This is a genomic window from Caenimonas aquaedulcis (assembly GCF_015831345.1).
In the GTDB taxonomy this organism is placed as follows: domain Bacteria; phylum Pseudomonadota; class Gammaproteobacteria; order Burkholderiales; family Burkholderiaceae_C; genus Ramlibacter; species Ramlibacter aquaedulcis.
Window position 1 is genome coordinate 670,062 of sequence record NZ_JADWYS010000001.1, and the last position, 13,892, is coordinate 683,953.

Consider the following 13,892-nt stretch of genomic DNA (forward strand, 5'->3'; position numbering starts at 1 on the left):
GACCAAGCGGGCCAGCTCTGCCACCCCGGCTTTGTACCGAGGACCAAAGTCTCCATGGGCGCGGCAATCCACAGCACAAGGATTTCAACTCGGCCCTGTCCCCTGACGAGCTTGCCGCCCACAGCGCGGCGGGAACGCGCCTGACACTCATCGGTGGCGGCTTCCGGCCCAGCCGTGGGGGGCCGGGTGCAACGATCAGCTCTCACCAAACATAAAGGGAGTGAACCATGTCCATCTCGTTGATCCTTCTCATCGTCCTGATCCTGCTGCTCGTCGGCGCGCTGCCCACCTGGGGCCACAGCCGCAGCTGGGGCTACGGTCCCTCGGGTGGCCTCGGCCTCGTCGTGCTGATCCTGGTCGTGCTGCTGCTGATGGGCAAGATCTGAGCGGTCCAGCCTAGCTGTTCACCTGCCCCCACAGCTTGTCCAGGCGCTTGACGCTGACAGGCTGTGGCGTGCGCAGTTCCTGCGCGAAGAAGCTGACGCGCAATTCTTCCAGCAGCCAGCGGAACTCCCGCATGCGGTCGTCGACCGCGCCCTTGCGCTCGGCCACCAGCCGCCAGTAGCGTTGCTCCTGCGGCCGCAGTTCCGCCATGCGCGCCGTGTCGCGCGCCGCATCCGTGCGAAGCTTGTCCAGCCGCAGCGTGATCGCCTTCAGGTAGCGCGGCATATGCTGCAGTTGCGCCCAGGGCGTCGCCGACAGGAAGCGTTTGGGCACGAGCCGCTGCAGTTGCTGCGCGGCATCGGCTGTCGCATCCGGATGGCCGCGGGTGTCCTTGATCTTGCGCGTCGCCGCGGCGAAGTCGGCGAGGATCGCGGACGCCAGCCGCGCGACCTCGTTGGCGATCAAGGTCAAACGCCCACGTCCCTCCTCTACCCGCCGCTTGAAATCCGCCTCGTTCGTCGGCAGCGGATCGAGCAGGAACGCGCGCTCGAGCGCGACGTCGACGATCTGCTCGCGCAATTCCTCCATCGTCCCCAGCGGCATGAACGCGACGGCCATCTTCTGGAGGTCCGGGATGTTCTTCTCCAGGTACTTGAGCGCGTCGCGGATCTGCAGCGCGAAGAGCCGCCTGAGGCCGGTGCGGTGTTTCTCCGCGGCGACCTCGGGTTCGTCGAAGACCTCGATGACGACCGCGTCGCCCTGGTCGACGAGCGCGGGAAAGCCGACAAGGCTCGTGCCGCCCTTGCGCACTTCCATGAGCTCGGGCAGTTCGCCGAAGGTCCAGGCGGTGTAGCGCTGGGCGGCGGCCACGGCCTTTGGTTTTGCTCCCTCTCCCTCCGGGAGAGGGCTGGGGTGAGGGCTTGCGGCCGACCGATTGCCCTCACCCCCCCCTCTCCCAGAGGGAGAGGGAGCGACAGCCTTCATGCCCGCCAGGGCTTGAAACGCCCCACGCGCCTGCGCACCCAGCTCCGCCTTCAACCCGCCCAGGTTGCGCCCGGTCCCCATCTGCCTGCCATGTTCATCCACGACCCGGAAGTTCATGAACAGGTGCGCCGGCAGCATGTCCAGCTTGAAGTCCGCGCGCTTCACGTCAAGGCTCGTCGCGTCGCGCACGCGTTTGAGCAGCGCGTCGGTGAGCGAGCCCACGGCCCAGGTTTCCACCTGCGAGAGTTCCTGTGCGAGGCGCGCCGCGGATTCCGGCAATGGGACGAAGCGTGAGCGCGGCTTTTGCGGCAGGCTCTTGAGCAGCGCCTGGATCTTGTCCTTGAGCATGCCGGGCACCAGCCACTCCGCGCGGTCCTCGCTGACCTGGTTCAGCACGAAGAGCGGCACGGTCACCGTCAGCCCGTCGCGTGGATCTCCGGGCTCGTGCAGGTAAGTGGCCGCGCAGTCGATGCCGCCCAGGCGGATCGTCCTGGGGAACGCGTCGGTCGTGATGCCCGCCGCTTCGTGCCGCATCAGCTCGTCGCGCGTGAGCTTGAGCAGTTGCGGGTCGGTTCGGCTCGCGTCCCGGAACCAGCGCTCGAAGGTCGCGCCGCTGAAGACGCCTTGCGGGATGAACTTGTCGTAGAAGGCGTAGATCAGTTCCTCGTCCACCAGCACGTCCTGCCGGCGCGACTTGTGCTCCAGCTCCTCGACCTGCTTCACGAGTTTCTGGTTGGCCGCAAGGAATGGCAGCTTCGTCTCCCACTGCCCTGCGACCAAGCCTTCGCGGATGAAGATCTCGCGCGCGCCCTGCGCATCCACGCGCGCGAACGGCACGCGCCGCCCGCTGTAGATCACGAGCCCGTACAGCGTCGCGCGCTCCAGCGACATGACCTCCGCGGCCTTCTTCTCCCAGTGCGGGTCGAGCAATTGCTTCTTGAGCAGGTGCCCCGCGACCTGCTCGATCCACAGCGGTTCGATGTTGGCGAGGCCCCGCCCGAACAAGCGCGTGGTTTCCACCAGTTCGGCGGCGACGATCCACCGGCCCGGCTTCTTCTTCAGGTGCGCGCCCGGATGGCGGTAGAACTTGATGCCGCGCGCGCCGAGGTAGACCTCTTCCTCCTCCAGCTTGTAGCCGACGTTGCCCAGCAGCCCGGACAGCATCGCCTTGTGCAGGTCCTCGTAGCTCGCGGGCTGCGTATTGAGCCGCCACTTGTGCTCCGCCACCACGGTATGGAGCTGGCTGTGGATGTCCCGCCATTCGCGCACCCGGCGGATGTTGATGAAGTTCTGCCGCAGCAATTGCTCGTACTGGCGGTTGGACAGCTTGTGCTCCCCATGCCCGCCGCGCGCCTGGTCCAGCCACTGCCACAGGCGGATGTAGCCGGAGAACTCGCTCTTCTCGTCGTCGAACTTCGCGTGCTGCTGGTCGGCCTGGGTCTGCATGTCCATCGGCCGGTCGCGCACGTCCTGCACCGACAGCGCCGACGCGATGATGAGCACCTCGTCGAGCGCGCCGCGTTCGCGTGCCTCCAGGATCATCCGGCCGACGCGCGGGTCCAGGGGCAGCTTCGCGAGTTCCGCGCCCATCGCGGTGAGCTCGTTCGCATCGTCGACCGCGCCCAGCTCGTTGAGCAGCTGGTAGCCGTCCGCGATCGCGCGGCGGGCCGGCGCCTCGATGAACGGGAAGTCTTCGACCGAGCCGAGCCGCAGCGACTTCATGCGAAGGATCACGCCCGCGAGCGAGGAACGCAGGATTTCGGGGTCGGTGAAGCGCGGTCGCCCCGCGAAGTCCTTCTCGTCGTAGAGGCGGATGCAGATGCCGTCCGCCACGCGTCCGCAACGGCCCGCGCGCTGGTTGGCCGCCGCCTGGCTCACCGGCTCGACCAGCAGCTGCTCCACCTTGCTGCGGAAGCTGTACCGCTTAACTCGCGCCGTGCCGGCGTCGATCACGTAGCGGATGCCTGGCACGGTCAGCGAGGTCTCCGCGACGTTGGTCGCGAGCACGATCCGCCGGCCGCTGTGGCTGTCGAAGATGCGGTCCTGCTCGGCCTGCGACAGCCGTGCGAAGAGCGGCAGCACTTCCGCGTTGCGCGTGAGCGGCTTGTGCGCCAGGTGCTTGCGCAGGTGGTCGGCCGCCTCGCGGATCTCGCGCTCGCCCGGCAGGAAGACGAGGATATCGCCGCCACCGCCGCCGGCCCAGAGCTCGTCGACGCCGTCGGCGATCGCCTCGTTCAGGCCGTATTCGCGCGACTCCTCGAAGGGACGCCAACGCTGTTCCACCGGGAACATGCGGCCGGACACGTAGATCACCGGCGCGGGGCCCCTGGCGGAGCCGAAGTGCTGCGCGAAGCGGTCCGCGTCGATGGTGGCCGAGGTGACGACGACCTTCAGGTCCGGCCGGCGCGGCAGGATCTCGCGCAGGTAGCCCAGCAGGAAGTCGATGTTGAGGCTGCGCTCGTGCGCCTCGTCGATGATGATGGTGTCGTAGGCCTTGAGCAGCGGGTCGGTCTGCGTCTCGGCGAGCAGGATGCCGTCGGTCATGAGCTTGACCGAGGCGTCGCGCGACAGCCTGTCCTGGAAGCGCACCTTGAAGCCGACCACCTCGCCCAGCGGCGTCTTCAGTTCCTCGGCGATGCGCTTGGCGACGCTGGACGCCGCGATGCGGCGCGGCTGCGTGTGACCGATGAGGCGGCCCTGCCCGGGGGGCGCGTTCAGCTTGCCGCGACCCATCGCGAGCGCGATCTTGGGGATCTGCGTGGTCTTGCCCGAACCCGTCTCGCCGCAAATGATCACCACCTGGTTGGCGGCCATCGCGGCCATGATCTCTTCGCGCTTGCCGGAGACCGGCAGGGATTCGGGAAACGTGATGTTCAGGGACGTCAAGACAGCGGGGTCCAAAGCCCTCGATTATCGCGTCTGGCTTGCCGTTGTGCTGGGCAACGGAACAGGATCAATCGGTGGGCAGCTCCGCGACGCGGCCGGTCTCCGGGTCGCGCCACGCGATGCGGCTGGCGTAACTCCAGGCCGTGCGCGACATGGCGCGTGCCAGCGCGACGGCGGCCGAGGGGCGCACCTGCGGGCTCGCCGCAAGCACGCCGACCCCCACCTGCGCTTCCCAATGCGCCTCCCCGGCTTCGAGACCGGCGGGCGACGCGCTCGTGCTGAGCACCACGGGCCGCGCCAGCCGGTTGGCGACCAGCCGCCCGAGCTCGATGAGGCGCGGCGCCTGCGCCGCGCCGCGCACCAGCAGCAGGAAGCCGTCGTCGCCCATGCGCCCCATCTCCACGTCGCCCGGCACGCAGCGGCGCAGGCGGCTCGCGCACACGAAGAGCGCATGGTTGAGCGCCGTACGTCCGTGCAGGTTCTCCAGCGTGTAGAGGTTGCCGATGGACACGACGATGACGCCGACCGCGCGGGACGCGTCGTCGTGCTGGCGGAAGAACGCGAGGCCCACCATCTGGCCGGTCTCGGCGTGCGTGCGCATGCGCGTGATGGGGTCGTAGCTCGCGCCGTGCGTCACCACCTCGCGCAGCTCGATGAGGTAGGAGTAACGGTTCCACAAGGCCGTCGCCATCATCGACAGGTAGGCCATGCCGGCCACCGCGCTCACCGCATGCACCGGCCAGGGCACCGTGTCGCGGTTCAGTGCGATCCAGGACAGGCCGCTCACCGCGATCAGCATGAACGACACGCCCGAGACGGCGACCCAGGCGAGCCTGTCGCCGCGGCGTGCGCTGCGCACGCAGGTCACGAGCATCGCGACGCCGACGGTGAACGCGGCGATGGAACCCATGGCGAGCGCGGCGTGCGGGTCCATCATCCAGCCGGCGCCGAGCACGAGGGCCGCGCCCGAGACCATCGACACGCGCGCGATCCGCGCCGTCGCCGGGTTGCGCAGCAGCCCCAGCATCGCGAGCAGCATGAGGCCGAGGATGACCGAGGTGGCGACCGCCACGTGCGCGAGCAGCCGCGCCTCCACCGCGGGATCGGAGATCGGCAGCCAGCCCAGGTACGCGACGACGAAGAGCGTGGAGACGAGGCCCGACAACGCCGCGGTGAGCGCGACGCGCTGCTGCGAGCGCGCGAACGCGGCGAGCGAGCCCGCCAGCATGAGGCCCACACTCCCGAAATACCCTCCCCAGAACCCGACCGCGACGACGTCCATGGGGGGCCACCTTACCCGCGCGGCCCCGTGCTGACAATCGGGTGCTTGCCGTACACTTTCCCCGATGTCCACGGTCTTCAACTTCACCTTCGTGCCCTGGTTCCGCTCGGTGGCGCCCTACATCCACATGCACCGGGGCAAGACCTTCGTCGTGGGAATGGCCGGCGAGGCCATTGCGGCGGGCAAGCTGCAGCACATCGCGCAGGACCTCGCGCTGATCCAGAGCATGGGCGTGAAGATCGTCCTCGTGCACGGCTTCCGCCCGCAGGTCAACGAGCAGCTCAAGGCCAAGGGGCACGAGGCGAAGTACTCGCATGGCATGCGAATCACCGACGAAGTCGCGCTCGACTCCGCCCAGGAGGCCGCGGGGCAACTGCGCTACGAGATCGAGGCCGCCTTCAGCCAGGGCCTGCCCAACACGCCCATGGCGGGCTCCACGGTGCGCGTCATCTCGGGCAACTTCATCACCGCCCGACCGGTGGGCGTGGTGGACGGCGTGGACTTCCGGCATTCGGGACTGGTGCGCAAGGTGGACGTGGGCGGTATCACGCGCACGCTCGATTTCGGCGCGATGGTGCTGGTGTCGCCCTTCGGCTTCTCGCCGACCGGCGAGGCGTTCAACCTCACGATGGAGGAGGTCGCGACCAGCATCGCCATCGCGCTGCAGGCCGACAAGCTGATCTTCCTCACGGAAATCCCCGGCATCCGCGTGAAGCCGCTGGAGCCGGAAAGCGAGGACAACCCGATCGACACCGAGCTGCCGCTCGCCGCGGCGGAACGGCTCCTGTCCCAGTTGCCGAGCGCGCAGCAGCCGACCGACACGGCCTTCTACCTGCAGCACTGCGTGAAGGCCTGCAAGGCGGGCGTGGAGCGCAGCCACATCATCCCTTTCTCCACCGACGGCTCGATGCTGCTGGAGGTGTACGTGCACGACGGCATCGGCACGATGGTCGTCGACGAGAAGCTCGAGGAACTGCGCGAGGCCACCGCCGACGACGTGGGCGGCATCCTGCAGCTGATCGAACCCTTCGAGAAGGACGGCACGCTCGTCAAGCGGGACCGCACGGAGATCGAGCGCGACGTCGCCAACTATTCGATCATCGAGCACGACGGCGTGATCTTCGCCTGCGCGGCGCTGTACCCCTACCCCGAGGCCAAGACCGGCGAGATGGCGGCGCTCACCGTGTCACCGCAGAGCCAGGGCCAGGGCGACGGGGAAAAGATCCTCAAGCGCATCGAGCAGCGCGCGCGGGGGATGGGGCTGCAAAGCATCTTCGTGCTCACCACCCGCACCATGCACTGGTTCCTCAAGCGCGGGTTCGTGCAGGCGGAGCCCGAGTGGCTCCCCGAGGCGCGCAAGCGCAAGTACAACTGGGACCGCAAGAGCATGGTGTTCGTCAAGAAGCTGTGAGGCCGTGGTGACGAAGCCGCCCTTCACCCTCCACGGGCTGGACCACATCGTGCTGCGCGTGCGCGACCTGCAGACTATGCTCCGCTTCTATGTGGACGTGCTCGGCTGCACGATGGAGAAGGTGCAGGAACCGCTCGGGCTCTACCAGGTGCGCGCCGGCTCGTCGCTGATCGACCTGGTCCCGCTGGACGGCAAGCTCGGGCGTGCGGGCGGCGCCGGGCCCGGAGTCGAGGGCCGCAACGTCGACCACTTCTGCCTGCGCATCGCGCCCTTCGACCTCGAAGCGCTGCGCGGCTGGCTCACGAGCCAAGGCGTGACGCCAGGCGAATCCGGGAAACGCTACGGCGCGGAGGGGGAAGGCCCGTCGCTGTACCTCAGCGATCCGGAGGGAAATGGGGTGGAGCTCAAGGGCGTTCTTCAGCCCGGAAAAGCCGCCTGACAACCGGCGCGGCAGCGCCTAAACTGGCCGGATGGACGAGGCCCGCGTGCCCTTTGCCGACCGCGCCGAGGCGGGGCGCGCGCTCGCCCAGCGCCTGATGAACTGGCGCGAGCGGCCCGGCCTGCTGGTGCTGGGCCTGCCGCGTGGTGGCGTTGCGGTGGCCGCCGAAGTGGCCCGCGCACTTCACGCCCCGCTGGACATCTTCGTCGTGCGCAAGCTGGGCTTTCCCGGTCACGAGGAATACGCGATGGGCGCCATCGCCAGCGGCGGCATCCGTGTGATGAACCCCCTGCCCGGGATCGACGTGCCGCCCGAGGCGATCGCCCGTGTCGTGGCGCGCGAGCAGGACGAATTGCGCCGGCGCGAACTGCTCTATCGCGGCGAGCGGCCCGCGATATCGCTGCGCGGCCGGGACGTGATCGTGGTCGACGACGGGCTGGCGACCGGCGCCACGATGCGCGCGGCTGTGGAAGCGATACGCCAGCAGCATCCGCTGCGCATCACGATCGCCGTGCCGGTGGGCGCGAAAGAGTCCTGCGAGGAACTCCGCCCGCTGGTGGACGAGCTCGTCTGCGCCGCGACGCCCATGCCGTTCCATGCCGTGGGCGCCTGGTACCGGTCATTTCCGCAGGCCACCGACGACGAAGTGCGGAGCCTGCTGGACAGCGCGCGGCGCGAGCACCGCGCCGCGCCGCATTGAAGGTGGTCCCATGTCTGTCATGAATCCGCCCTCCCACCTCGACGGCGGCGTCGCGGCACGGCTTCGCGGGCACCTGGTGCCGCTGCGCGGGGCCGCGAACGACTACGATCCGCTGCTCGCGCTCATCGGGGATGCCCATTTCGCGCTGATCGGCGAGGCGTCGCACGGCACGCACGAGTTCTATGCCGAACGCATCCGCATCACGCAGCGCCTCATCGCCGAGAAGCGATTCGGCGCCATCGCGGTGGAGGCCGACTGGCCCGATGCCTGGCGCGTCAACCGGTACGTGCGCGGCGCCACGGACGACGTGGACGCGAACGCGGCGCTCTCGGGCTTCAAGCGCTTCCCCGCCTGGATGTGGCGAAACACCGAAGTGCGCGATTTCGTGGAATGGCTGCGCGATTACAACCGCTCGCGCCCCGGCCACGACCAGGTGGGCTTCTACGGCATCGACCTCTACAGCCTCTTCGGCTCGATCCAGGCCGTGCTGGCCTACCTTGCGCGCGTCGATCCCGAGGAAGCACGCCGCGCGAAGGCGCGCTACGCCTGCTTCGACCACGCGCGCGAGGACAGCCAGGCCTACGGCTACGGCGCGAGCTACGGTCTCACGCCGAGCTGCGAGGACGAGGCGGTGCAGCAGCTGCGCGCGATGAACAGCCTCGTCGCGCGGTTCGCGCCCGTCGCGGGAATGGAGCGCGACGAGGCCTTCTTCGCGCAGCAGAACGCGCGCCTCGTGCGCAATGCCGAGGAGTATTACCGCACCATGTTCCGCGGCCGCGTGTCTTCGTGGAACCTGCGCGACAGCCACATGGTGGAGACGCTGGTGGCGCTGCGCCGGCACCTGACCGACGCGAACGTCCCGCCGCGCATCGCCGTATGGGCCCACAACTCGCACCTGGGCGACGCCGCCGCCACGGAGATGGGGGAGATGGGCGAATGGAACGTCGGTCAGCTCATGCGCGAACGCATGGGGCAGGACGCGGTGCTCATCGGGTTCAGCACGCACCGCGGCAGCGTCACGGCCACGTCCGACTGGGACGAGCCCCCGCAGCGCAAGCGCGTGCGCGATGGCCTGCCGGACAGCTGGGAAGACATCTTCCATCGCACCGGGGAAGCGCGCTTCCTGCTGCCCTTGCGCGGGAACGCGGCGCTGCGCGACCTGGTCGATGCGAAGCAGCGCCTGCAGCGCGCGATCGGGGTGATCTACCGCCCGGAGACGGAGCGGCAAAGCCACTACTTCATGACCCGCCTGGGCGGGCAGTTCGACGCGATGATCCACATCGATGAAACCCGCGCGCTCGAGCCGCTGGATCCCGGCGAGTCCTGGCCGTCCTGGGAGCCCCCGGAAACCTACCCGTCAGCCCTGTAGCAGGGGCGCGGGGTCGCTGCGCTTCACGAGGCGTGCCAGCAGCCACAGCGCCACGAGCGCGAAGGCGCAGAAGCACAGGAAGGACCAGTTGGCGATCGAGCCGCCGAGGAAGGTCCAGTCGATCTTGGTGCAATCGCCCGAGCCCTTGAAGATCAGCGGGATCGCGCGCTTGAGCGGGAAGGTCTCGATCATCCCGTAGAAGTCGCGCCCGCAGGAGGCGGTCTCGGGCGGGTACCACTGCAGCCAGCTCTGGCGCGCCGCGACGAAGGCGCCGAAGCCCGCGGCCACCAGCATGACGGCGCTGCCCGCGACCCAGGCGCCGCGCCTGGGAAACGATGCGGAGAGCCCTGCCGCCAACGCCACCAGCACCAGCGCGTAGCGCTGGACGATGCACATCGGGCAGGGCTCCAGCCCCACGACGTGCTGCAGGTACAGCCCGAAGGCCAGCATGGCGACGCAGGCCGCCGCGACGAGGCCCAGCACGCGCCGCGGCGAGGTATCCAACCAATCGATCAATTCACTTCCCCCGCGACGCCCGGTGTCAGGCGCCTTCGACGAACACACGGGCGCGGCGCGGCGTCACCACCAGCGTCTCGCCCTCCTTGAACGCCATCTCGTTGAACAACTGCGCGGGAATCTGCGCTTCGATGATGGCGTCCTGGCTCTCGGGCCCACTCCCCGCCGGTTGGTGGTCGTTGGCGGGAATAAGTTCCAGCCGCGCGATCGGCCCGACGACGATGGCCCGGCTCAATTGGACCACGATCCCGCGCGGGCGGCCCTCGGCGTCCAGGCCCTCGCCCGGCGAATAGCGCTGCACGTCGAGGTCGTGCGGGCGCACATAGGCGAAGGCCTTGGCGTTCTGCGCGTCGGCGTGTTCGGGCGCGTCGAACTGGATGCCCTCCATGTGCACCTCGCCCTGGTGGGCGCGGCCGTGGAAGGTGTTCACGTCGCCGAGGAAACCGTAGACGAAGGGGCTGGCCGGGTGGTCCCAGACCTGCTGGGGCGAGCCGACCTGCTCGATCTTGCCGGCGTTCATCAGCACGACGCGGTCCGCGACCTCGAGGGCCTCTTCCTGGTCGTGCGTGACGAAGATGCTGGTGACGTGCAGCTCGTCGTGCAGGCGACGCAGCCAGCGGCGCAGTTCCTTGCGCACCTTGGCATCGAGCGCGCCGAAAGGCTCGTCGAGCAGCAGCACCTTGGGTTCCACCGCCAGCGCACGTGCCAATGCGATCCGCTGGCGCTGCCCCCCGGACAGCTGCGAGGGAAACCGGTCGGCCAGCCAGTCGAGCTGCACCAGGCCGAGCAGGTCATGCACCTTCTTCTGGATCTGCGCTTCGCCCGGCCGCTGCCCGCGCGGCTTGACGCGCAGGCCGAAGGCGACGTTCTCGAACACCGTCATGTGGCGAAACAGCGCATAGTGCTGGAACACGAAGCCGACCTGGCGCTCGCGCACGTGCACGGAGGTCGTGTCCTCGCCCGAGAAGAGGATGCTGCCCGCGTCCGCCGTCTCCAGCCCCGCGATGATGCGCAGCAACGTGGTCTTGCCGCAGCCCGACGGGCCGAGCAGCGCGATCAGCTCGCCGGATTCGATGTCCAGCGAGACATCGCGCAGCGCATGGAAGTCGCCGAACTGCTTGCTGACATTGCGGATTTCGATACTCATGATGTCACTCCGGGATTTTCTGGGGGCGCTTCATTCGCCGCCCGCATCTCGCGTTCCTGCCGCCACTCCGCCACCGACTTGATCGCCAGCGTCACCAGCGCCAGCAAGGCGAGCAGCGATGCCACCGCGAACGCCGCGACCGACTGGTACTCGTTGTACAGAATCTCCACGTGCAGCGGCATCGTGTTGGTCTGCCCCCGGATGTGCCCGGACACCACCGACACCGCGCCGAACTCGCCCATCGCGCGCGCGTTGCACAGGATCACGCCATAGATCAGGCCCCACTTGATGTTGGGCAACGTGACGTACCAGAAAGTCTGCCAGCCGTTGGCGCCCAGCACGATGGCCGCCTGCTCCTCGTCGTTGCCCTGCGCCTGCATCAGCGGGATCAATTCGCGGGCGATGAAGGGAAAGGTCACGAAGACCGTCGCGAGCACGATGCCCGGGACCGCGAAGATGATCTTGATGTCGTGCGCCGCCAGCCACGGGCCGAACCAGCCCTGCGCGCCGAACATGAGCACGTAGATCAGGCCCGCCACCACGGGCGACACCGAAAACGGCAGGTCCACGAGCGTGGTGAGGAAGGCCTTGCCGCGGAACTCGAACTTCGCGATGCACCAGGCCGCGGCGATGCCGAACACGAGGTTGAGCGGCACCGCGATCGCGGCCGTGATCAGCGTCAGCTTGATGGCCGACCACGCGTCGGGCTCCTTCAGCGCTTCGAGATAGGCGCCGACGCCCTTGCGCAATGCCTCGGTGAACACCGCCGCGAGCGGCAGCACCAGGAACAGCACGATGAACACCAGCGCGATGCCGATCAGCGTGCGCCGCACCCATGCCGATTCGCTCGTGACGATGCGCTTGGTCGCGAGCGAGCTCATGTTCCCCCCGACCGCCGGCGCTGCCAGCCTTGCAGCGCGTTGATCACGAGCAGCAGCACGAAGGACAGCGCCAGCATCACCACGGCCACGGCAGTCGCGCCCGCATAGTCGTATTGCTCCAGCTTGCCGATGATGACCAGCGGGGTGATCTCCGAGACCATGGGCATGTTGCCCGCGATGAAGATCACCGAGCCGTACTCGCCGATCGCGCGCGCGAATGCCATCGCGAAGCCCGTGAGCAGGGCCGGCGCGATCGACGGAAAGATCACACGCGTGAACGTCTGCAGGCGCGTGGCGCCCAGGCACATCGCGGCTTCTTCAAGTTCACGCTCGCCCTCCTCCAGCACCGGCTGCACCGTGCGCACCACGAACGGCAGGCCGATGAAGATCAGCGCGATGACGACGCCGTTGGGGTTGAACGCGAGCTTGATGCCCAGGGGCTCGAGGTACTGGCCGATCCATCCGTTGCCCGCGAGCAGCGCGGTGAGCGAAATGCCCGCCACCGCCGTCGGCAGGGCGAAAGGCAGGTCGACCAGTGCGTCGATGATCTTCTTGCCCGGGAAGGTGTAGCGCACCAGCACCCAGGCCACCAGCAGCCCGAAAACCACGTTCACGAGCGCCGCGATGAACGAGGCGCCGAAGGTAAGCCGGTACGAGGCCACCACGCGCGGCGAGCTGATGGCGGCCCAGAACTGGTCCCAGCTCAGGGTGAAGGTCTTCAGGACCAGCGCCGAGAGCGGGATGAGGACGATCAGGCTCAGGTACAGCAGCGTGTATCCGAGCGTGAGGTTGAAGCCCGGCAGGACCTTGCGGTTCGCGCCCGTCGCGGGCACCGCGGCAGCCGCGCTCATTTGACGGTGTAGATCTTGTCGAACTGCCCGCCGTCGTTGAAGTAGACCTTCTGCGCCTCGGCGAGCGAGCCGTACAGCTCCTGCACGGTGAACAGCTTGATCGGCTTGAAGGTCGACGCGTACTTCTTCAGGACGGCGGCGGAGTGCGGGCGGATCGAGTGCTTCGCCGCGATCTCCTGGCCTTCATCGGAGTACAGGTACTGCAGGTAGGCCTTCGCGAGCTCCGCGGTGCCCTTCTTCGCCACCGTGCGCTCGACGACCGCGACCGGGTTCTCGGCCACGATGCTGATCGACGGGTAGACCACGTCCACCTTGTCGGCGCCGAATTCCTTGTTGACCGATTCGACTTCCGATTCGAAGGTGATGAGCACGTCGCCCGTGTTGCGCTGCAGGAAGGCCGTGGTCGCATCGCGGCCGCCGCGCGCCAGCACCGGCACGTTCTTGTACAGCTTCGACAGGAATTCCTGTTGCTGCGCCTCGGTCGCGCCCTTCTTCTTCAGGTAGCCGAGCGCCGCCAGGTAGGCGTAGCGGCCGTTGCCGCCGGTCTTGGGGTTCACCACGACCACGCCGACGCCGGGCTTGACGAGGTCGTCCCAATCCTTGATGCCCTTGGGGTTGCCGTTGCGCACCAGGAACAGCATGGTCGACGAGGTCGGCGACGCGTTGCCCGGGAATCTGCTCGCCCAGTCCTTGGCGACCACGCCGCGCTCGGCGAGGAAGTCCACGTCGGTGGTCGTGTTCATGGTGACCACGTCTGCATCGAGGCCGTCGGCGACGGCACGCGCCTGCGCGCTGGAGCCGCCGTGGGCCTGGTCGATCTTGACGTCCTTGCCCGTGGTCTTCTTGTAGTGGGCGATGAAGGCGGCGTTGTAATCCTTGTAGAACTCGCGCGCCACGTCGTAGGACGCGTTGAGCAGGGTCTGCGCGGAAGCGAGGCCGCTGGCCGCGAAGGCGGCGGCGGCGAGGAGGGTCTTGAGCGAGGTTTTCATGTTCCTCCGATTTTGGGGCGCGCAGGCGCCCTCCCAACGACCGTCTTGTTGTT

Annotated in this window: 12 protein-coding genes; 5 read left to right on the forward strand and 7 right to left on the reverse strand. The window is 68.2% G+C overall.

Going from position 1 to position 13,892, the window contains the following annotated elements; all coding sequences use genetic code 11:
• Window positions 1–227 precede the first annotated feature (227 nt).
• Window positions 228–386, forward strand: a complete 159-nt coding sequence (locus I5803_RS03065) for a DUF3309 family protein (RefSeq protein WP_196984949.1) — start codon at window positions 228–230, stop codon at window positions 384–386.
• Between the two features lie 10 nt (window positions 387–396).
• Here I5803_RS03065 and hrpA read toward each other — a convergent pair whose 3' ends face one another.
• Together hrpA and I5803_RS03075 are read right to left on the reverse strand one after the other, a co-directional pair.
• Window positions 397–4,191, reverse strand: coding sequence for an ATP-dependent RNA helicase HrpA (gene hrpA / locus I5803_RS03070; RefSeq protein ID WP_231402546.1), 3,795 nt, complete (start codon window positions 4,189–4,191; stop codon window positions 397–399).
• A gap of 130 nt (window positions 4,192–4,321) precedes the next feature.
• Window positions 4,322–5,536 (reverse strand): 7TM diverse intracellular signaling domain-containing protein, encoded by a 1,215-nt coding sequence (locus tag I5803_RS03075; RefSeq protein WP_196984950.1) that lies wholly within the window; start codon window positions 5,534–5,536, stop codon window positions 4,322–4,324.
• A 64-nt stretch (window positions 5,537–5,600) separates the two neighbouring features.
• Here I5803_RS03075 and argA point away from each other — a divergent pair, with 64 nt between their 5' ends.
• The 4 genes from argA to I5803_RS03095 are packed head-to-tail and all read left to right on the forward strand — an operon-like array spanning window position 5,601 to window position 9,455.
• Window positions 5,601–6,947: an amino-acid N-acetyltransferase gene (argA, locus tag I5803_RS03080; protein ID WP_196984951.1), complete on the forward strand. Its 1,347-nt coding sequence runs from the start codon at window positions 5,601–5,603 to the stop codon at window positions 6,945–6,947.
• 7 nt (window positions 6,948–6,954) lie between these two features.
• Window positions 6,955–7,386: a VOC family protein gene (locus I5803_RS03085; RefSeq protein ID WP_354001614.1), complete on the forward strand. Its 432-nt coding sequence runs from the start codon at window positions 6,955–6,957 to the stop codon at window positions 7,384–7,386.
• Between the two features lie 31 nt (window positions 7,387–7,417).
• Complete coding sequence (locus I5803_RS03090; RefSeq protein WP_196984952.1) at window positions 7,418–8,086, forward strand: phosphoribosyltransferase; 669 nt, start codon at window positions 7,418–7,420, stop codon at window positions 8,084–8,086.
• Window positions 8,087–8,105: 19 nt separating this feature from the next.
• A complete protein-coding gene (locus I5803_RS03095; RefSeq protein ID WP_196984953.1) occupies window positions 8,106–9,455 on the forward strand; it encodes an erythromycin esterase family protein in 1,350 nt (449 codons plus the stop codon).
• Here I5803_RS03095 and I5803_RS03100 read toward each other — a convergent pair.
• Genes I5803_RS03100 through I5803_RS03120 form a run of 5 tightly spaced genes read right to left on the reverse strand, consistent with a single transcriptional unit; the run spans window position 9,444 to window position 13,839 of the window.
• Window positions 9,444–9,971 (reverse strand): disulfide bond formation protein B, encoded by a 528-nt coding sequence (locus tag I5803_RS03100; RefSeq protein ID WP_196984954.1) that lies wholly within the window; start codon window positions 9,969–9,971, stop codon window positions 9,444–9,446. The two genes, I5803_RS03095 and I5803_RS03100, sit on opposite strands and share 12 nt — an antisense overlap.
• A 25-nt stretch (window positions 9,972–9,996) precedes the next feature.
• The gene (locus I5803_RS03105) at window positions 9,997–11,118 is read right to left on the reverse strand and encodes a sulfate/molybdate ABC transporter ATP-binding protein (RefSeq protein ID WP_196984955.1); all 1,122 of its coding nucleotides are present in this window, start codon (window positions 11,116–11,118) and stop codon (window positions 9,997–9,999) included.
• On the reverse strand, window positions 11,115–11,999 hold the full coding sequence (gene cysW / locus I5803_RS03110; protein ID WP_196984956.1) for a sulfate ABC transporter permease subunit CysW: 885 nt from the start codon (window positions 11,997–11,999) through the stop codon (window positions 11,115–11,117). Before cysW ends, I5803_RS03105 begins: the two co-directional genes overlap by 4 nt.
• Window positions 11,996–12,850: a sulfate ABC transporter permease subunit CysT gene (gene cysT / locus I5803_RS03115; RefSeq protein ID WP_196984957.1), complete on the reverse strand. Its 855-nt coding sequence runs from the start codon at window positions 12,848–12,850 to the stop codon at window positions 11,996–11,998. Before cysT ends, cysW begins: the two co-directional genes overlap by 4 nt.
• Entirely contained in the window at window positions 12,847–13,839 is a 993-nt protein-coding gene (locus I5803_RS03120; RefSeq protein ID WP_196984958.1) for a sulfate ABC transporter substrate-binding protein, read from the reverse strand. Before I5803_RS03120 ends, cysT begins: the two co-directional genes overlap by 4 nt.
• Window positions 13,840–13,892: the final 53 nt, after the last annotated feature.